Genomic DNA, 19,041 nt, shown 5'->3' with positions numbered 1-19,041 from the left:
GTTTCAAACAGACACAGCACCAACGGCCGGGAAAACGACCGAAGACACTGCACTAAATTCAAACCAGGCTGATAAAACCGCGACACACCACAGGGGCGGCACGCCACGGCACTTTCAACCAATAAATAATTGGTATCAACAAACTTGGCACACTATTGAGTTCTCAAACAACAGGAGCACCCGGCACCAGGACGACCCTCTCAGGCCCTCCATCGCTCCGGAGCAACTTTTCTAACTTACCCGCGCCGGCAGTCCTTGTCAAACTGCCCGGTCCCGCTCCGCCCGTTGGCTACTGCCTTCGGGCGGTCCCGGCGAGGCGGCCTCACCGCCCTGCGCGGCTTTAAACTCTAGCACCGGTCGGCGCGGATGTAAATTCCGCTGCCGTTCATCTTTCCTCCACCCGGGCCGGGCCACCGGCAGGCTTCAGGTAGACCACGCCCAGCGGCGGCACGCGGAGCGTCGCGGAAGCGGGGCTGCCCTTCCAGCCGCCTTCCACGGCGGTGACCGCACCCGAGTTGACGACGCCGGATCCGCCGTATTCGGCGGCATCGGTATTCAACGCCTCGTCCCATTCGCCCGCCCACGGCATCCCCAGCCGGAACCCTTCGTGCGGGGAACCCGAGAAGTTGGCCACGCAGACCAGCGGGTTTCCCTGCTGGTCCCAGCGGATGAAGGACAGCGTGTTGTGCGCGCCGTCGTGCTCGTCGATCCACTGGAAGCCGGCCGGCTCATTGTCGCGCTCGTACAGAGCCGGCGTGGAACGGTAAATCCCGTTGAGGTTGCGGACCAGGTGCTGCAGCCCCTTGTGCGGAACATTCTCGGAGAGCCACCAGTCCAGCCCGTGCTGCTCCGACCATTCCGATTCCTGGCCGAATTCGGTACCCATGAAGATCAGCTGCTTGCCCGGATGCGCCCATTGGAACGCCAGGTAGGCGCGCAGGTTGGCCAGCTGCTGCCAGCGGTCGCCGGGCATCTTGCGCAGCATCGACCCCTTGCCGTGGACCACCTCGTCATGGCTGATCGGCAGCAGGAAGTTCTCCGTGTAGGCATAGACCATCGAGAAGGTGGCCTTGCCGTGGTGGTACATCCGGTTGACCGGGTCTTCGGCGATGTATTCCAGGGTGTCGTGCATCCAGCCCATGTTCCACTTCAGCCCGAAGCCGAGGCCCCCCGCGCTGGTCGGGCGGGTCACGCCGTCGAACGCGGTGGACTCTTCCGCGATCATGACGATGCCCGGCACCCGCTTGTACGCGGTGGCGTTGACTTCCTGGAGGAAGGAGATGGCCTCGAGGTTTTCGCGGCCGCCATGGATGTTGGGGACCCACTCCCCGTCATTGCGCGAGTAGTCGAGGTACAGCATGGAGGCCACCGCGTCCACCCGGAGTCCGTCGATGTGGAACTCCTCCAGCCAGTACAGCGCGTTGGCGACCAGGAAGTTGCGCACCTCGCGGCGGCCGAAGTCGAAGATCAGCGTGCCCCAGTCCGGGTGTTCGCCCAGCCGGGGGTCGCCGTGTTCATACAACGACTGGCCGTCGAACCGGGCCAGCGCCCACTCGTCCTTGGGGAAGTGCGCCGGAACCCAGTCCAAAATGACGCCGATGCCGGCCTGATGCAGCCTGTCCACGAGGTACTTGAAGTCGTCCGGGTGCCCGAAGCGCGAGGTCGGCGCGTAATAGGAGGTGACCTGATAGCCCCACGATCCACCGAACGGGTGCTCGGCCACCGGCATGAACTCCACGTGTGTGAAGCCCTGCCAGCTGACGTATTCGGCGAGCTGGTCGGCCAACTGCCGGTAGTCCAGCCCCAGCCGCCACGACCCCAGGTGCACCTCGTACACGCTCATAGGCCCGTTGTGCGGGTCGCGGGCGGCACGGCGCTCCATCCATTCCTGGTCGCCGAAGCGGTAGTGCGATTCGACCACGCGGGACCCGGTCAACGGCGGGACCTCGGTCCAGCGGGCCATCGGGTCGGCCTTCTCCCGCCACTGGCCGTCCTGGCCCAACAACTCGTACTTGTAGACGGCACCTGCCTCGACGCCGGGGATGAACAGTTCCCACACGCCGGATCCGCCCATCGAGCGCATCGCGTGCCGGGCGCCGTCCCAGTGGTTGAAGTCGCCCAAAACTCGGACGGCCCGGGCATTCGGCGCCCAGACGGCGAAGCTGGCCCCGGACGTGTCGCCCAGCGCGGAGTTGTAGCGGCGCACGTGGGAACCGAGCGCGGTCCACAGGGTTTCGTGCCGGCCCTCGCCGATCAGGTGCAGGTCGATTTCGCCCAGGCTGGGCAGGTAGTGGTACGGATCGTCGCTGATGGCGGGAGCACCGCCGTCGTACGCCACCTTGAGGCGGTAATCCGGGACGCGTCCCGGATCGTCGGCCGGAAAGACCGCCACCCAGATGCCCTCGTGCTCGTGTTCCATCGGCACGCGCAGTGACGGCGTGATCACCGTGACCGAATCGGCCAGCGGGCGCCGGGTGCGGACGGTGACGTGTCCGTGGTCGTCCAGGTGGGCACCGAGCACGGCGTGCGGCTGGTGGTAGGACCCGTGCGCGACGGCGGAGAGCACCTCCGGCTCGACACGCACAGGGGTGCCTGAGCGGCTTCCCGACGGCGATCCCGGCCCGGGGGTGCCGGCCGCGCCGGAAGTGTTGGCCGAGCGGGAAGTGCCGGCCGCACCGGAAGTATTGGCAGCCACGGAAGTGTTGGCCGGACCGGAAGTGCCGGCCGGGCGGGAAGTGCCGGCCGCGGGCGCACCCGCGGCGGCGGGAGCTACGGGCGCCGCCGCTCCGACTGCGGCAGACCTCCTGCCGCCGCCGGGCCTGGTGCCGGTGCCCGCCAGCGGCGCCAGCGCCTCGCGTACGCCGCGGACCGGCACCTGTACCCAGCGCGGGCGGTTGCGCTGTTCGTACACCACTTCATAGAGGGCCTTGTCCAGGAGCAGCGCCCGGAAGAGCGTGGAGGAGGTGTCCACCGGCTCGCCCGTCCCTTCCCGGTAGCCGTCCAGGAAGGCGGAGCTGGCCTGCGCCGCCCAGTTGTCGGCGGCGGCACCGGCTGCGTCGTCGGGCTCCGCGAGCCGGGCGACGCCGGCGGCGTAATCGAACGAGCGGAGCATGCCCACCACATCGCGCAGCGGCACGTCGTCGGTGCCGCGATCGCCCATGGGCCGCAGCGGTTCGCCCTCGAAATCGAGCACTACCCAGCCCCGTTGTGCCGAGAACAACACCTGGCCCAGGTGGTAGTCGCCGTGGATCCGCTGCAACTCCGGAAGCTCGGTCACCTCATCCAGCCGGTCCAGCAGTTCCTGCACCGCGTCGTCCAAGGGCCCCACGGACGCCCCGGCCTGGGCCCAGCCCCAGCGGATCCGTTCCGCCAGCGCGGCCTTGAACGCCTCGACGGCCTTGGCATCCGCCGGGGAGGCCCCGGCCGCGTCGCGCAGGCTGCGGTGGATCCGTCCGGTGACGGCGCCGAGCTCGCGGGCCTGGGAGCTGAAGTCCGTGCCGTCCAGGGCGGAGCCCGACGCGGTTCGCCACGCATCCTGGCTGTCCGGAATGAATTCCCGCAGCACGCTCAGGTGGCCGGTGTCCCAGAGGCGGTCGCCGCCGTCGCTGTCCTGTCCGGGAGTCAGCCAGCCGCCGGTCACCCAGCCGTAGGTGACCGGGACTTCACGGCACCCGGCCTCCGTGAGCAGCACGCCGACCTCGACGTCCGGATTGGTGCCGGCTTCCAGCACCCGGAAGAACTTCACGATCAGCGGACCCTGGTCGGACTCGACCACCACCGAGGTGTTCGACTGTTCACCCAGCAGTACGGAGGCCTGCAGCCCGGTGGCGAACTGCGGCCAGGAATCGAACCCGGCCCCGGCATGGCCGCGGGTATGCCCGTCGCCGGTGACCAACTGCCGCCGCATCAGTTCCAGCCAGGCGGCCACGAACACCGGGTCGTGGGCGCCGTCGTAAATCCAGCGCTCTCCGGTACCGCCGGCCGCCCCCGCGGCGCCGTCCGCCCGCTCGTCCGACCCGACGGTCTCGCCCTCTTCGCGGGTTGCCGCCCAGGCGTCCTCGGTGCCCTGCTGCACGCGCCCGAGCAGGGCCGCCTCCCCGCCGGCCAGGGGCTCCCGGCGGTAGCTCAGCGGCACGTTGACCACGTGGACGGCGTCGGCGGTGTGCACGGCCACGATGTGCACTTCCAGTCCCACCGCCCCGGCCGGGTCCTGCAAGCGGATGCCGCCCAGCCGGCGCAGGACCGACTCTTGGCCCTTGGCGGGGAACCAACGCTGGGCGGGGAGCCACTGGTGCAGCAGTTCGGGCAGGCTCGGCGTGAAATCAGGCATGTGTTGCCACCTCTGTTCCTTCAGTCGCGGGTCTGATGACTGGGAGTGTCTCGGTCTGTGGAGATGCAGGGTTGGACGCGGCCGAACGCAGCCGCAACCAGAAGAAGTCGTGGCTGCCCAGTGTCAGCGTGAGCTGGCCGGCGTCGTCAAAGGCCGGGAAGGGGACGCCGCCGAACGTGTCGCGCAGCCCCCGGCCGCCAAATTCGGGCAGGCGCAGCGGTGCCGCCACGGGGTGCTGGGACAGGTTGAACACGCACAGCAGCACCTCTTTCTCCAGGCCTTCCGGATTGTCCTCCGGCAATTCGCGCAGGAAAGCCAGCACCGATTCCGAGTCCACCGGCACGTTCCGGTAGGTGCCCAGGCCGAAGGCGGGATGGGCTTTGCGCACGGCCAGCATCTGCCGCACCCAGTGCAGCAGCGAGCTGTTGTGCGCCAGCTGCGCCTCGACGTTGACGTAGTTGTAGTGATAGACCAGCGACTGCACCACCGGCAGGTACAGCTTGCCGGGGTCCGCGGTGGAGAACCCGGCGTTGCGGTCGGGGTTCCACTGCATCGGCGTGCGGGAGGCATCGCGGTCTTCGAGCCAGATGTTGTCGCCCATGCCGATCTCGTCCCCGTAATACAGGAACGGGCTGCCCGGCAGCGACAGCAGCAGCGCGTGAATCAGTTCGATCTCGGCGCGCGAGTTGTCCAGCAGCGGGGCCAGCCGGCGGCGGATTCCGATGTTGGACCGCATCCGGGAATCGGGCGCGTACCAGCCGAACATCGCCTCACGCTCTTCGCGCGTGACCATCTCCAGCGTCAGTTCGTCGTGGTTGCGCAGGAACGTTCCCCACTGGGCCCCGGCCGGGATCGCCGGCGTCTGCTCCATCGTGGCGATGATCGGGGCGGCCTTTTGGTCCCGGAGCGCGTAATACAGCCGCGGCATGATCGGGAAGTGGAAGGCCATGTGGCATTCGGGGCGCAGCCCGCCGTCGCCGTCCGGCTGGCCGAAGTATTCCACCACCTCGTGCGGCAGCTGGTTGGCTTCGGCGATGATCACGCGGCCGGGGTATTCCGTGTCCACCAGTGCGCGCAGGTCCTGCAGGAAGGCGTGCGTGGCGGGCAGGTTCTCGCAGTTGGTCCCGTCTTCCTCGAACAGGTACGGGATGGCGTCCGCGCGGAAACCGTCGATCCCCTGGTCCAGCCAGAACCGCACGACGTCGAACACTGCCTCGATCACCTTGGGGTTTTCGAAGTTCAGGTCCGGCTGGTGGCTGAAGAACCGGTGCCAGTAGAACTGCCGGCGGATCGGGTCGAACGCCCAGTTGGAATCCTCGCTGTCCACGAAGATGATCCGCGCGTCCTGGTATTTCTCGTCGGTGTCGGACCAGACATAGAAGTCTCCGTACGGCCCCTCCGGGTCCCGCCGGGACTGCTCGAACCAGTCGTGCTTGTCCGACGTGTGGTTGATCGGCAGGTCGATGATCACCCGGACGCCGCGGGCGTGTGCCTCGGCGACCAGGCGTTTGAAGTCGCCGATAGTGCCGAACTCGTCCAGCACGTCGAAGTAGTCCGCGACGTCGTAGCCGCCGTCCCGCAACGGGGACTTGAAGAACGGCGGGATCCACAGGCAGTCGACGCCGAGCCACTGCAGGTAGTCGAGCTTGTCGATCAGCCCGGAGAAGTCGCCCGATCCGTCCCCGTTGGAGTCCGCGAAGCCCCGCAACAGCACCTCGTAGAACACTGCCTTGCGGTACCAGTGGGGGTCATGCGTCAGCCCCGGAGCGTGCAGCTGGAAGGGGCCGGCCATCAGCGGTTCCTTCGGACGTGCAGGATGTGGGCGGGTTCCACGTGTGCGTCCAGCCGCACGTAGTTGTGTTCGCTCCAGCGCCAGCTCTGCCCGCTGAGCAGGTCATCCACCCAGAACGTGCCGTCGTCGTTAAGGTCCTCCTCCCGCAGCCCCAGCGCCGCCAGGTCCAGCGAGACCGTCGATTCGCGCGCGCTGTGCGGGTCCACGTTGACGACGACGATGATGGTGTCCCGCCCGCCGCCGTGGCTTTCGGGCAGGTGCGCCTTGTGCTTGGAGTACACCACCGTGGCCGGGTCGGTGCTGCTGTGCACGGTGAGGTTGCCCAGGTCGCCCAGCGCCGGGTGGGCCCGCCGGATGGAATTGAGCCGGGTCAGGTACGGGGCGAGCGAGCGCCCTTCGGCCTCCGCGGCGGCGAAGTCGCGGGCCTTGTATTCGTACTTTTCGTTGTCGATGTATTCCTCGGCGCCCGGCCGGGCCACGTGCTCGTAGAGTTCGTAGCCGGCGTAGACGCCCCAAAGCGGGCTGGCCGTAGCCGCCAGCACGGCCCGCACCTTGAACGCGGCGGGGCCGCCGTACTGCAGGTACTCGGTGAGGATGTCAGGGGTGTTGACGAAGAAGTTCGGCCGGAAGAACGGCGCCGTCTCGTGGCTGATCTCGGTGAAGTACTCCTCGATCTCCTCCTTGGTGTTGCGCCAGGTGAAATAGCTGTAGGACTGCTGGAAGCCGGCGCGGCCCAGCGCGTGCATCATGGCCGGGCGGGTGAAGGCCTCGGCCAGGAACACCACCTCCGGGTGCTCGCGGTTCACCGTTCCGATCAGCCATTCCCAGAACCACAGGGGCTTGGTGTGCGGGTTGTCCACCCGGAAGATCTTCACGCCGTGGGAAATCCACAGCTTCACGATCCGCAGGACCTCTTCGGACAGGCCGCGCGGGTCGTTATCGAAGTTCAGCGGATAGATGTCCTGGTACTTCTTCGGCGGGTTCTCGGCGTAGGCAATCGTGCCGTCGGCCCGCGTGGTGAACCACTCGGGATGCTCGGTGGCCCACGGGTGGTCCGGGGCGGCCTGCAGCGCCAGGTCCAGGGCCACTTCCATGCCGAGCGCCTCGGCGGCGGCCACGAAGGCGTCGAACTGCTCAAATCCGCCCAGGTCGGGGTGGATGGCGTCATGCCCGCCGTCCTTGGATCCGATGGCCCAGGGCGATCCGGGGTCGCCGGGCCCGGCGGTCAGGGTGTTGTTCGGCCCCTTGCGGTTGACCTCGCCGATCGGGTGGATCGGCGGCAGGTACACCACGTCGAAGCCCATGGCCGCGACGGCCGGAAGCCGCTCGGCCGCCGTCGTGAAGTCGCCGGAGGTCCAGCTCCCGTTCGCCGGGTCGTAATGCGCGCCCTCCGAGCGCGGGAAGAATTCGTACCAGGCGCCGCGGCCGGCCCGTTCACGCTCCACCAGGATGGGGTACCGCTTCGACGGGCTGACCAGGCTGCGGATCGGATGGCTGTTCACGGCGTCCAGCACGGCGTCCGAGGTTCCCGCGGCCAAACGTTCATGCACGGTGAGCGATCCGTCGGCGAGCGCGGCTGCGGCATCGCGCAGCACCTGCGCGTTGCCTTCCGGCCGCCCGCCCTGGCCCGCGGCCTGCTCCAGCAGCAGCCGACCCTCGGCCAGCATGAGGTCCACGTCCACGCCGGCGGCAATCTTCACCTCGGCGTTGTGCCGCCAGGTGGCGTAATTATCTCCCCATCCTTCAACGTGGAAGGTCCAGAGGCCGGTACCGGTGGGCCGGAGGGTGCCGTGCCAGCGGTCGGTGCCGGGCGCGCCGGGCGTCAGTCTTGCCCGCTGGACGGCCCGGCCGTCCGGGTCGAACAGCACCGCGGTCGCGCCGATCTTGTCGTGCCCCTCGCGGAAGACGGTGGCGGCTACCTCCAGGTCCTCGCCCGGAATCGCCTTGGCCGGAAACTCGTCGCCGCCAACCACGGGCCAGACGTCGACCACCGGGATCCGGCCAAACTTCAGGCGGGGGGCTGACTGAGTCGTACTCTGCTCCTGCATCGAAGTCGTCACAAGACAGACGTTAGCGAGATTCCTTCCCGATTGCGAAGGATCCCCACGCCATGCGACCGGGTTGACGGCCAGTTCGACGCGCCTTCACCCGCCGGCCACCACCGGTACAGGGGATCTGCGCTAGCGTAGGCCGGGTGAAGGCAATCCGCAGATTTACTGTCCGAACTGTCCTCCCCGAGAGCATTGCTCCCTTGGCCCGGTTGGCCGGCAACCTCCGCTGGTCCTGGCACCGGCCCACCCAGCAACTCTTTGAACAGCTGGATCCGCGGGCCTGGTCCGAGGTGCGCCAGGATCCCGTCGCCCTGCTCGGCTCGTTCACCCGCGAACGGCTGCGGACGCTGGCCGACGACCGGGACGTCGTAACGCGGGTGCGGGAGCTGGACGCCGACCTGGAGCAGTACCTGACCGAGGACCGCTGGTACCAGACGCTGGGAGCGGACGCACCGGCGTCGATCGCTTACTTCTCCCCCGAGTACGGCATCTCCCATGTGCTCCCGCAGTACTCCGGCGGCCTGGGCATCCTGGCCGGCGACCACCTCAAGGCCGCGTCCGACCTGGGCGTGCCGCTGGTGGGCGTGGGCCTGCTCTACGCCGCCGGTTACTTCAAGCAGTCGCTGAGCCGCGATGCCTGGCAGCAGGAGACGTACCCCGTGCTGGACCCGGACGGCCTGCCGCTGACGCTGCTGCGCGAGCCGGACGGGCAGCCGGCCCAGGTCACGCTGCCGCTGCCGAACGGCCGCAGGCTCGGCGCCTACATCTGGCGCGCCGACGTGGGCCGAGTGCCGCTGCTGCTGCTGGACTCCAACATCCCGGGCAACGACGAGGCCGCCCGCGGCATCACCGACCGGCTCTACGGCGGGGGCGGCGACCACCGCCTGCAGCAGGAGCTGCTGCTGGGCATGGGCGGGGTGAAGGCGCTGCGCATCCACCAGCGGCTCACCGGCGCCCCGGCGCCCGAGGTCTTCCACACGAACGAAGGGCACGCGGGCTTCCTGGGCATCGAACGCATCCAGGAGCTGGCGGCCGCCGGGTTGACGTGGGACGAGGCCTTGGCCGCCGGCCGCGCCAACACCGTGTTCACCACGCACACGCCGGTGCCGGCGGGCATCGACCGGTTCGACAAGGCGCAGATCCAGCACTTCTTCAGCGCGGGCCTCGCCCCGGACGTGCCCACCGCGAAGATCCTGGAACTCGGCGACGAGAATTACGACGGCGGAGACCCGTCCAAGTTCAACATGGCCGTGATGGGCCTGCGGCTGGCGCAGCGGGCTAACGGTGTGGCCAAACTGCACGGTGTGGTCTCTCGCGGCATGTTTGCCGGGCTCTGGCCGGGCTTCGACCAGGAGGAAGTGCCGATCACTTCGGTGACCAACGGCGTGCACGTGCCGACCTGGGTGGACCCGCGGATCGCGGAGTACGCGCGGTCGGCGTTCGGCGACGAGCCGGTAATCGCCCGCCAGTGGGACCGGGTCTACGACGTGTCCGACGAGGACATCTGGGCGCTGCGCCGGAGCCTCCGGACGGCCCTGATCGAGGATGTCCGCCGTCGGCTGCGTGCCGCCTGGCAGAAGCGGGGGGCCGCGGACGCGGAACTGGCGTGGACCGACGCCGTGCTGGACCCGGACGTGCTGACCATCGGCTTTGCCCGCCGGGTGCCGACCTACAAGCGGCTGACCCTGATGCTACGCGACCCGGCCCGGCTCAAGGCGCTGCTCCTGCACCCGGAACGGCCGGTCCAGCTGGTCATCGCCGGCAAGTCCCACCCCGCCGATGAACAGGGCAAGCGGATGATCCAGGACCTGGTCCGCTTCACCGACGACCCCGAGGTCCGGCACCGCATCGTGTTCCTGCCCAACTACGACATCGCCATGGCCCGCACGCTGTTCCCAGGCTGCGACGTGTGGCTGAACAACCCCCTGCGCCCGCTGGAAGCCTGCGGGACGTCCGGCATGAAGGCCGCCATCAACGGCGGGCTGAATCTCTCCGTGTTGGACGGCTGGTGGGACGAGATGTACGACGGCGACAACGGCTGGGCGATCCCGACGGCGAACCCGTCCACCGATGCAGGGACCGCGGACCTGTTCAGCCCGGACGAACGGGACGACATCGAAGCCGCCGCGCTGTACGACCTGATCGAGCACCACGTGGCGCCCCGCTTCTATGCCGCCGAGGTTTCCGAGGGCGCGGGGGCGGCCGGCCCGTCCCAGCCGGTGGCCGACGATGCCGTGCCGCACCAGTGGATCGCCATGATCAAGCACACGCTGGCCAATCTGGGTCCGGCGGTTTCCGCCGAACGGATGCTCCATGACTATGTGGAGCACCTGTACCGTCCCGCCTGGGCGTCCGGCCGGACGGCCCGGGCCGACGATTATGCCGCTGCGAAGGAACTCGCGGCGTGGACCAGCAGGGTGCACGCGGCCTGGGCCGACGTCTCGGTGGAGCACGTGGACTCGCTCGGCATCACGGACGAGCCGCAGATCGGCGAATCGCTAAACGTCAACGCCTACGTCCGGCTCGGCTCGCTGGCCCCGGACAGCGTCACCGTCCAGGTGGTGCACGGCCAGGTCACCGAAAACGACGACCTCGCGCAGACCTCCAGCGACGAACTTGCCCTGGCCGAACAGCTGGGCGATGGCCGGTACCTCTTCACCGGCCCGGTCACCATCGACCGATCCGGGTCGTTCGGGTACAGCGTGCGGGTGCTGCCCAAACACCCGGCGCTGGCAAACCATGCCGAACTCGGCCTGGTTTCCAACGCCACCGGCTGAGCCACGCAACGTCGCCCCGACGCCGCTCGCGACCGCCGTGGACGCGAGCGGCGGACGGCGAGGGCCGCGGAACGGCTGAAACGTCACTATCCGGCAGTTTGTTTAATTCCTTTGAGACCGCCTGTTTCATGCCGATTTCGAGCGGAAATAAGCGCCTTCGTACGTCCTTCTGTGTGCCTCACCCCTTTATTATCAGCATGCTGACTAATAGCATGAGGGTGTTCCGTCCGAACGGACTACGAAGGAGGCGAACATGGGCACGAGCACCGACCGGGAGGCACCACCGCCGGACCACGAGGACAAGCCGCAGCAGCCGCAGCAGGTAAAAAAGGCTTCGTGGAAGTACATCCTCCGCAAGACGATGCGGGAATTTTCCGACGACAACTGCACTGATCTTGCGGCGGGACTGACGTACTACGCAGTGCTGTCCCTGTTCCCCGGCCTGCTGGCGTTGGTTTCCATCCTGGGACTGGTTGGACAGGCGGAACAGACCACCAACGCCATGATGAACATGCTCGGGCAAGTAGCACCGGGCCAGGCAGTGGAGGTCATCCGCGGGCCGATCGAACAGTTGGCCGGCTCCCAGGGGGCCGGGTTCGCGTTCGTCGTCGGCCTCGTGGGCGCCATCTGGTCCGCCTCCGGCTACGTCAACGCCTTCGGCCGGGCGATGAACCGAATTTATGAGGTCGAGGAAGGCCGGCCGTTCTGGGTACTTCGCCCGGTGATGCTGCTGATCACCGTCGTGGTGCTCCTGCTGGCCGTCCTGACGCTGCTGATGCTGGTGGTGTCCGGCCCGATTGCGGAGGCGATCGGATCCGTGATCGGACTCGGCGAGGCGGCAGTGACCGTCTGGAACATCGCCAAATGGCCGGTCGTCGTCATCTTCGCCGTGGTGATCGTGGCCGTGTTGTACTACGCGACGCCCAACGTGAAGCAGCCGAAGTTCCGCTGGATGAGCCTCGGCGCCCTCCTCGCGCTGATAGTGCTGGCCCTGGCGACCCTTGGTTTCGCCTTCTACGTAGCCAACTTCGGCAACTACAACGCGACCTACGGAGCCATTGGCGGCGTCATCGTCCTGCTGCTGTGGTTCTGGCTCGCCAACCTTGCCCTGCTGTTCGGTGCTGAGTTCGATGCCGAGACGGAGCGCGGCCGCGAACTGCAGGCCGGCATGGCCGCCGAAGAAAACATTCAGCTTCCGGTCCGCGATAGCCGCAAGATCGACAAGAAGGCTGAGAAGGAAGAGGAGGACATCACACGGGGGCGCGATCTGCGCCGCAAGTTCGGACGCTCCGAGGAGGAATCCCGTGACCGTAGTTGATCAAGATCAGGACTGACAGGAAGAACCCGACAAGGAAAAGGAATTGCCATGACCACGAATCCACATTCCGGCAGTTACGACGAGGGCGCTCCCGTTTACCCGACAGGGGGCACGGCCGTCCCGCCACCCTCGAATCCCCCGTCCACCGGCCAGTCCAAGAGCGAGACAGCCAAGACGGAGGCGAGGGAAGTAGGACGCGAAGGAGCCGAAGCCGGCCAGCAGGTTGCCCAGACGGCCAAGGGCGAGGCCAAGCAGGTGGCGCACGAGGCCAAGGAAAAGGCCCGCAACCTGATGTCCGAGCTGGGCGATGGCATCCACAGCCAGGCCAACACCCAGCAGCAGCGCGTGGCTTCGGGGCTGCGGGCGATCGGGGAGGAGCTCAACTCCATGACCCGAAACTCCGAGCAGTCCGGACCGGCGACCCAGATGGTCAGCCAAGTGGCCGGCCGAGCCGACTCCGTCGCGGGGTGGCTGGAGAACCGCGATCCGGGATCGCTGCTCGACGAGGTCAAGCGTTTTGCCCGGCGTCGTCCCGGTGCCTTCCTGGCGATCGCGGCAGGAGCCGGCGTCCTGGCCGGGCGGCTCACCAAGGGGCTGACCGCCGACAGCGGATCAGACAGCGACTCCATGACGGGCAGGCGAGTGGGCACGCACCGTGCCACCACCGGTTCGGTCTATGGCACAGCAGGAGCCGGCAGCTATGAAGCCCAAAGCGCCGAAGGTTTCGCGGCGCCCGGGGCGCAGACAGGTTCCGCCCTCGGCGGCGCACCGGCACAGCCTGAAACCACCTACCCTGTGGGCGAACCGCCCGTCGGTGGCCGTGGCACAGGGATCCCGGAGCGGAACCCCTATGAGGACGGAGGGACTCGATGAGTCACCAGCAAATGCCAGGTCCGAGCAACCAACGGGTGCCCGGCCAGGATGGAGCCGAGCCAACACGGGCGGAAATCAAGGCCGAAAACGAATCCCTGGGCGACCTGCTCAGCCAGGTGAGCACGGACATCTCCGTCCTGATGCGCCAGGAACTGGAGCTGGCGAAGGCCGAACTCAAGGAGACCGGCACCAAGGCCGGCAAGGGGGCAGGCTTGTTGGGCGGCGCCGGCGTGGCCGGCCACTTCGTCCTCCTGTTCCTGTCCCTGGCCCTGTGGGCGCTCATCGCCGACGGGATCGGATGGGCCTGGTCCGGCCTGATTGTGGCAGTCATTTGGGCCATCATCGCTGCCATTCTCTATTCGCTCGGCCGCAAGCAGCTGAAGACGGTCGAAGGGATGCCCCAGACCACCGAGTCAGTAAAGCAGATTCCGGAAACATTGAAGCCAAGTGAGGAAGCGCTATGAGCCAGTCACCCGAAGAAATCCGAGCCGACATCGAACGCACCCGCGCCCGGCTGGGCACGGACGTCGACGCCGTGGCGGAGAAAGCGTCGCCGTCGAACATCGTCCACCGGCAGACGGACAAAGTGAAGGATTCCGTGGGCCGCGTCAAGGATAAGATCATGGGCGCCGCTGACGACGCCACCGGCGGCACCCGCTCCATGATGCACGACGCCGGCGAAATGGCCAGCGACGCCCCGCACCAGCTCGCCCGCAAGACCGAGGGCAACCCGGTGGCGGCCGGCCTGATCGCCTTCGGCGCCGGCTGGTTGCTGTCCTCGCTGTTCCCGGCCAGCCGCATAGAGCAGCAGGCAGCCGACAAGGTCAAGGAACAGGCCGAACCGGTGGTGCAGGAAGTCAAGGACTCCGCCCGGCAGGTGGCCCAGGACATGAAGGAGCCGGCCCGCGAGGCAGCCGAAGACCTGAAGTCCTCGGCCCAAGACTCGGCGGGCCGGGTCAAGGCCGAAGGCGCGTCCGCCGCCGAGGACGTGAAGCAGCGGGCCCAGGAGGCCCGCGGCAACGTCCAGGAGGAGCCCCGGCAGATCTAGGCCCTTCGCCCACGCTGCGTGACGGCAGCATGCCGGCGCCGGGAGAGCCTTTGAGGCACTCCCGGCGCCGGTGCGTTTGCTTAAGAGCGGTAAATGGAGATGGTGCTCGCGCCCACCACGTCCATGTCGCCGCTGCGGATCTTGGCGCCGCGCCGGTGCTCGCCGTCGTGGGACGTGGTGTAGAGCAGTTCGAAGAGGTGCTTCCCGCCACGGTGCTTGCCGAAGTCCTGCAGCGACTGCGGGGTCGGCATCACGATTTTCTGCGGCTGGCCTCCGCCGTTGATCACCACCAGCCCGTCGATCATGCCTTGGGGCGACCCCATCAGCAGCTGGACCAGGCGGCAGTCCGGGTTGTTCCAGTCGTCCGGCGTCATCGGTTCGCCGTCGGCGTTGAACCAGAGCAGGTAGGAACTCTCAGCCCGCGCGGGGTAGTTGTACGGCTGGTGCGCCAGGAAGGACCTGCGGATCCGGATGAGCCGGCGGGTGGCGTCGAACATCCGGTGTTCGCGCTCGTCCAGCTGCCAGTTGGTCCAGGCCAGCTCGTTGTCCTGGCAGTATGCGTTGTTGTTTCCCTGCTGGCTGCGGCCGATCTCGTCGCCGGCGCAGATCATCGGCACGCCGAGCGACAACAGCAGGGTGGCCATCAGGTTCCTGGCACTGCGGTCCCGGGCATCGAGGACCTGGCCGTCCCCCGTGTGGCCCTCGATGCCGTGGTTGTAGCTGCGGTTATGGTCGTGGCCGTCGCGGTTTTCTTCGCCGTTGCCTTCGTTGTGCTTGCGGTTGTACGCCGTCAGGTCGGCCAGGGTGAAGCCGTCGTGGGCGGTGACGAAATTCAGCGAGGCCAGCGCGGTGCGGCCGGAACCGGCGAACAGCTCGGTGGAGCCGGCCAGGCAACCCGCCAGCCGCGCCACCGTCCCGGCCTGCCCGCCGCCCGCCAACGCGGCCTGGTCCGCCAACCAGAAATCACGGACGGTATCGCGGAAGCGGTCGTTCCAGTCGGCCCAGCCCGGCGGGAAGTGCCCCGTCTGCCAGCCGCCGTCGCCCACGTCCCACGGTTCCGAGATGAGCTTTGCCCCGGACAGCACCGAGTCGGCGCCCACGGCCACCAGGAACGGATGGCGGGGATTGTAATGGTTGTTTCCGTCGCGGGCCAAGGACACCGCCAGGTCGAAGCGGAACCCGTCGATGTGGAACTCTTCCACCCAGTAGCGGAGCGAATCGAGGGCCAGCTGGATGACGCGCGGCTCGTTGAAGTTCATCGTGTTGCCGCAGCCGGTGGTGTCCAGGTAATTCCCGTGGCTATCGTGCCGGTAGTACACGTGGTCCGCCAGCCCCCGGAAGGAATACGTGTCCTGGTCCTTACCGCCCTCGGCCGTGTGGTTGTAGACCACGTCCAGGACCACCTCAAGGCCGGCGGCGTGCAGTTGCTTGACCATGGTGCGGAACTCGTCCTGCACCGCCCGCGGTCCGGCGGCCTGCGCTGCCGCGGTGGCGTAGCCCGGCCAGAGGGCGAAGAAGCCGAGCGTGTTGTAGCCCCAGTAGTTGGCCAGTCCCAGGTTTTGCAGGTGCGGTTCGTCCAAGTGATAGTGCACCGGCAGCAGCTCCACCGTGGTGATTCCCAGCTCCAGCAGGTACTCGACCATCACCGGGTGCGCCAGCCCTGCGTAGGTGCCGCGCAGTTCCTCCGGGATGCCCGGGTGCAGCATGGTCTGGCCCTTGACGTGGCACTCGTACACCACGGTGTCCCGCCACGGCACATGCGGCCGGGCGTCGTTCCCCCAGTCGAAACCGCCGGTGACGTACACCGAGCGCAGCACACCGCCGTCGTCGTCGATGGCACGGCCGTAGGGGTCCAGCAGCAGCTGCCCGGACGCCGGCAGTTCCTCGCCGTGGGGCCAGAAGGCATACCGGCTGCCGGCCTCGAGCCCCTCGACCGTGCCGTGGTGGACGCCGTCGGTGAGGGCCGTGAGCTCGACGCGCCGCCAGGCGCCCGCCGCGTCCTGGAAGTGCACGTCCACCGAACCGAAGTCCGGGGCGAAGACCGCCACGTTGACCGCGCCGGGAATCGGCGGCATGCCCGGGGCGGCGTCGCTCACGCCGAGCGGGAAGGCACGCGAAAGCTGGGCCTGGTGCGTCGGACGCTCGGGGGAAAGGCTCTTGGCGTGACGGGCCACAACGGTCCACCTGCTCCTAGCGCGCGCGCTGCCGCGAAATCTCGTACAGGCTGATGCCCACGGCCATGGACGCGTTGAGCGACTCCATCGCCGAGTCGATCGGGATGGAGACGATCTGGTCGCAGTGTTCGCGGACCAGCCGGGACAGGCCCTTGCCCTCGGATCCCACCACCAGGCACACCGGTTCGGTGGCCAGCGACAGGTCCGGCAGCGAGACGTCGCCGCCGCCGTCCAGGCCGAGCACGAAGATGCCCAGCTGTTGGAAAGCCTTGAGCGTATTGTTCAGGTTGCTCGCCTTGGCCACCGGCACGCGAACCGCGGCGCCGGCGCTGGTCTTCCACGCGGAGGCCGTCATCCCGACCGAGCGGCGCTCGGGCACGATCACGCCGTGGCCGCTGAAGGCCGAGGCTGAACGGATGATGGCGCCGAGGTTGCGCGGGTCGGTGATGCCGTCCAGGGCCACGAACAGCGGGGCGTTGTTGATGTATCCCTTCTTGAACTTGGCCATGGTTTCCTCGGCCAGCTCCAGCGCGTCTTGGTAGTCATAGGGCGGGATCTGCAGCACCAGGCCCTGGTGGACGGCGTCATCGGTCATCCGGTCCAGTTCCGGCTTGTGCGATTCGAGCACCGGAATGCCGCGTTCGGCGGCGATTTTCAGGGATTCCCTGACGCGGTCGTCCATCTCGATCCGGACCCCCACGTGCAGTGCCTTGGCGGGAACACCGGCGCGCAGGGCTTCCACCACGGAGTTGCGGCCGGTCACCATCTCGCCGGCGGACTTGCCGCGGCGGGGCGCCGGGCCGCGCTGGCCGGCGGGGCGCTTGGCGGCCGACCGTTCGGAGAGCTGCTTGGCGCGGTACGCCTTGTGGTACGGGCGGTCTTCGGCCTTCGGGGTCGGCCCCTTGCCTTCGAGCGCCTTGCGCCCGTGTCCGCCGGTTCCGGCGGTGGGTCCTTTTTTGGACTTGCGCACCGCTCCGGGGCGAGGTTTGTTGGCCATCGAAAAACTACCTTTGTGTTGGGGAAGATACGTTCCCACGCGCGGCGCACCGGCTGTGCGCGGCAAGCCCGACGGGAGTCGTCTGCTTTAAAGGGTACCGCCCAACGGTGCGGGCTGCCGTCAGCCGAGATTCCAGCTGGCGCCCTCGGCCGAATCCTCCACCACGATCCCGGCGGCCGCCAGGGTGTCGCGGATGGCATCGGCGCGGGCCCAGTCCTTCGCCTCGCGGGCCAGCCGCCGCTCCTCCAGCTGGGCGCTGACCAGCACGTCCAGGGCCTGGTGGGCCGCGGGGTCCGCGCCGCCGCTGCTCCAGTGCGGATCCAGCGGGTTGATGTACAGCACGTCGGTCATCGCCATGACCTGGTGCAGCGCGCGCGTGGCCGCCTCCTTGTCCCGGGCGTCCAGCGCGGTGTTGCCGGCCCGCACCGTTTCGTGGACCACGGCCAGCGCCTGCGGCACGTTGAGGTCGTCGTCCATGGCCGCGGCGAAAGCCTCCGGGACGCGTTCGGTCACGACGAAGCCGAACTGCTCGCCGTAGAGGAACTTCAGCGCCCGCTGCATGAATCCCTCGATCCGCTCCACCGCGGCGCCCGCTTCCAGCAGCGAGCCGGGGTTGTAGTCCAGCGCGGACCGGTACTGGGCCTGGCCCAGGTAGTAGCGGACCACCAGCGGCCTGGCGTCCTGAAGCATTTCCGCGGGGGTGATGATGTTGCCGATCGACTTGGACATCTTCTCGCCCTCGAAGGTGACCATGCCGTTGTGCATCCAGAAGTTGGCGAAGCCGTGCCCGGCCGCCCGGGACTGGGCCATCTCGTTCTCGTGGTGCGGGAACCGCAGGTCCAGCCCGCCGCCGTGGATGTCGAACTCGGTGCCCAGGTACTTGGTGACCATGGCCGAGCACTCCAGGTGCCAGCCCGGACGGCCGGCTCCCCACGGGCTGGACCAGCTGGCGGTCTCCGGCTCGCCGTCCTTGTGTCCCTTCCAGAGCGCGAAGTCGCGCGGATCCTTCTTGCCGCGCGGGCCGGCGTCGGGCGCCGCCTGCATGTCCTCGATCCGCTGATGCGTCAGCGAGCCGTATTCCGGCCACGAGCGCACATCGAAGTAGACGTCGCCGGAATCGTCCAGCGCCGGGTAGGCGTGGCCGCGGTCGATCAGCTGCTGAATCAGGCGGTGCATCTCCGGGATGTGGCCGGTGGCCCGTGGTTCGTAGGTGGGCCGTTCCACGCCCAAAATGTCGTAAGCCTTGGCGAATTCCTGCTCGTAGCGGTAGGCCAGCGCCCACCACGGCTCGTTCGGCACCGGCACCGTCGGGTCTTCGGCCGCATCGGGGCGGAAGGAGTCTGCGGACTTGACCAGGATCTTGTCGTCGATGTCCGTCACGTTGCGCACCACCGTGACGTCATAACCGCTGTGGCGCAGCCACCGGGTGAGCTGGTCGAAGGCGATGGCCGAACGGATATGGCCGACGTGCGGATCGCCCTGCACCGTGGCGCCGCAGTAGTAGAGCCCTACCTTGCCCGGGGCCAGCGGGACGAAGTCGCGGACTTGCGCGGTGGCGGTGTCATAGAATCTCAGGCTCACCGCTCTAGCCTAGCGGCGGCCGCCGCGCCGGTGCGAACCGCGGCGGGCCGGCGGCGTTCTCCGCTGGGGGCACCTGCCCGGTTGTTGTGTGGGGCAGGCG

11 protein-coding genes are annotated in these 19,041 nt (G+C 68.0%); 5 read left to right on the top strand and 6 right to left on the bottom strand.

Annotated elements, in window-relative coordinates:
* Positions 1–385: 385 nt before the first annotated feature.
* Genes glgB through AC5RVZ_RS26520 form a run of 3 tightly spaced genes read right to left on the bottom strand, consistent with a single transcriptional unit; the run spans position 386 to position 8,170 of the window.
* A complete protein-coding gene (gene glgB, locus AC5RVZ_RS26530; protein WP_494068592.1) occupies positions 386–4,330 on the bottom strand; it encodes a 1,4-alpha-glucan branching protein GlgB in 3,945 nt (1,314 codons plus the stop codon).
* A complete protein-coding gene (treS, locus tag AC5RVZ_RS26525; protein WP_494068591.1) occupies positions 4,323–6,122 on the bottom strand; it encodes a maltose alpha-D-glucosyltransferase in 1,800 nt (599 codons plus the stop codon). Before treS ends, glgB begins: the two co-directional genes overlap by 8 nt.
* Positions 6,122–8,170 (bottom strand): alpha-1,4-glucan--maltose-1-phosphate maltosyltransferase, encoded by a 2,049-nt coding sequence (locus AC5RVZ_RS26520; RefSeq protein ID WP_494068610.1) that lies wholly within the window; start codon positions 8,168–8,170, stop codon positions 6,122–6,124. The genes treS and AC5RVZ_RS26520 overlap by 1 nt, the downstream gene beginning before the upstream one ends.
* 146 nt (positions 8,171–8,316) lie before the next feature.
* Between AC5RVZ_RS26520 and glgP the strand changes: the two genes are divergently transcribed.
* The 5 genes from glgP (at position 8,317) to AC5RVZ_RS26495 (ending at position 14,189) form a co-directional block, all read left to right on the top strand.
* Positions 8,317–10,950, top strand: a complete 2,634-nt coding sequence (gene glgP, locus AC5RVZ_RS26515; protein ID WP_494068590.1) for an alpha-glucan family phosphorylase — start codon at positions 8,317–8,319, stop codon at positions 10,948–10,950.
* Positions 10,951–11,203: 253 nt separating this feature from the next.
* Positions 11,204–12,268 (top strand): YihY/virulence factor BrkB family protein, encoded by a 1,065-nt coding sequence (locus AC5RVZ_RS26510; RefSeq protein WP_494068589.1) that lies wholly within the window; start codon positions 11,204–11,206, stop codon positions 12,266–12,268.
* Between the two features lie 48 nt (positions 12,269–12,316).
* On the top strand, positions 12,317–13,141 hold the full coding sequence (locus tag AC5RVZ_RS26505; RefSeq protein ID WP_494068588.1) for a hypothetical protein: 825 nt from the start codon (positions 12,317–12,319) through the stop codon (positions 13,139–13,141).
* An 11-nt stretch (positions 13,142–13,152) separates the two neighbouring features.
* On the top strand, positions 13,153–13,605 hold the full coding sequence (locus AC5RVZ_RS26500; RefSeq protein WP_494068609.1) for a phage holin family protein: 453 nt from the start codon (positions 13,153–13,155) through the stop codon (positions 13,603–13,605).
* On the top strand, positions 13,602–14,189 hold the full coding sequence (locus AC5RVZ_RS26495) for a DUF3618 domain-containing protein (RefSeq protein ID WP_494068587.1): 588 nt from the start codon (positions 13,602–13,604) through the stop codon (positions 14,187–14,189). Before AC5RVZ_RS26500 ends, AC5RVZ_RS26495 begins: the two co-directional genes overlap by 4 nt.
* A gap of 80 nt (positions 14,190–14,269) precedes the next feature.
* Here AC5RVZ_RS26495 and glgX read toward each other — a convergent pair whose 3' ends face one another.
* The 3 genes from glgX to cysS form a co-directional block, all read right to left on the bottom strand.
* Positions 14,270–16,264: a glycogen debranching protein GlgX gene (glgX, locus tag AC5RVZ_RS26490; protein ID WP_494068608.1), complete on the bottom strand. Its 1,995-nt coding sequence runs from the start codon at positions 16,262–16,264 to the stop codon at positions 14,270–14,272.
* A gap of 115 nt (positions 16,265–16,379) precedes the next feature.
* Complete coding sequence (gene rlmB, locus AC5RVZ_RS26485; RefSeq protein WP_494068586.1) at positions 16,380–17,360, bottom strand: 23S rRNA (guanosine(2251)-2'-O)-methyltransferase RlmB; 981 nt, start codon at positions 17,358–17,360, stop codon at positions 16,380–16,382.
* A gap of 120 nt (positions 17,361–17,480) precedes the next feature.
* Entirely contained in the window at positions 17,481–18,941 is a 1,461-nt protein-coding gene (gene cysS, locus AC5RVZ_RS26480; RefSeq protein WP_494068585.1) for a cysteine--tRNA ligase, read from the bottom strand.
* Positions 18,942–19,041: the final 100 nt, after the last annotated feature.

It is taken from the genome of Arthrobacter sp. Cza30, from assembly GCF_059090765.1.
The sequence above is the reverse complement of the archived record's forward strand: the minus strand, read 5'-3'. Positions and strand labels throughout refer to the sequence as shown.

What these genes read in the sequence shown, in the direction of transcription:
- glgB (WP_494068592.1), bottom strand. Translation starts at nt 4,330, where the DNA reads ATGCCTGATTTCACGCCGAGCCTGCCCGAACTGCTGCACCAGTGGCTC.
- treS (WP_494068591.1), bottom strand. Translation starts at nt 6,122, where the DNA reads ATGGCCGGCCCCTTCCAGCTGCACGCTCCGGGGCTGACGCATGACCCC.
- AC5RVZ_RS26520 (WP_494068610.1), bottom strand. Translation starts at nt 8,170, where the DNA reads ATGCAGGAGCAGAGTACGACTCAGTCAGCCCCCCGCCTGAAGTTTGGC.
- AC5RVZ_RS26510 (WP_494068589.1), top strand. Translation starts at nt 11,204, where the DNA reads ATGGGCACGAGCACCGACCGGGAGGCACCACCGCCGGACCACGAGGAC.
- AC5RVZ_RS26505 (WP_494068588.1), top strand. Translation starts at nt 12,317, where the DNA reads ATGACCACGAATCCACATTCCGGCAGTTACGACGAGGGCGCTCCCGTT.
- AC5RVZ_RS26500 (WP_494068609.1), top strand. Translation starts at nt 13,153, where the DNA reads ATGCCAGGTCCGAGCAACCAACGGGTGCCCGGCCAGGATGGAGCCGAG.
- AC5RVZ_RS26495 (WP_494068587.1), top strand. Translation starts at nt 13,602, where the DNA reads ATGAGCCAGTCACCCGAAGAAATCCGAGCCGACATCGAACGCACCCGC.
- glgX (WP_494068608.1), bottom strand. Translation starts at nt 16,264, where the DNA reads ATGCCGCCGATTCCCGGCGCGGTCAACGTGGCGGTCTTCGCCCCGGAC.
- rlmB (WP_494068586.1), bottom strand. Translation starts at nt 17,360, where the DNA reads ATGGCCAACAAACCTCGCCCCGGAGCGGTGCGCAAGTCCAAAAAAGGA.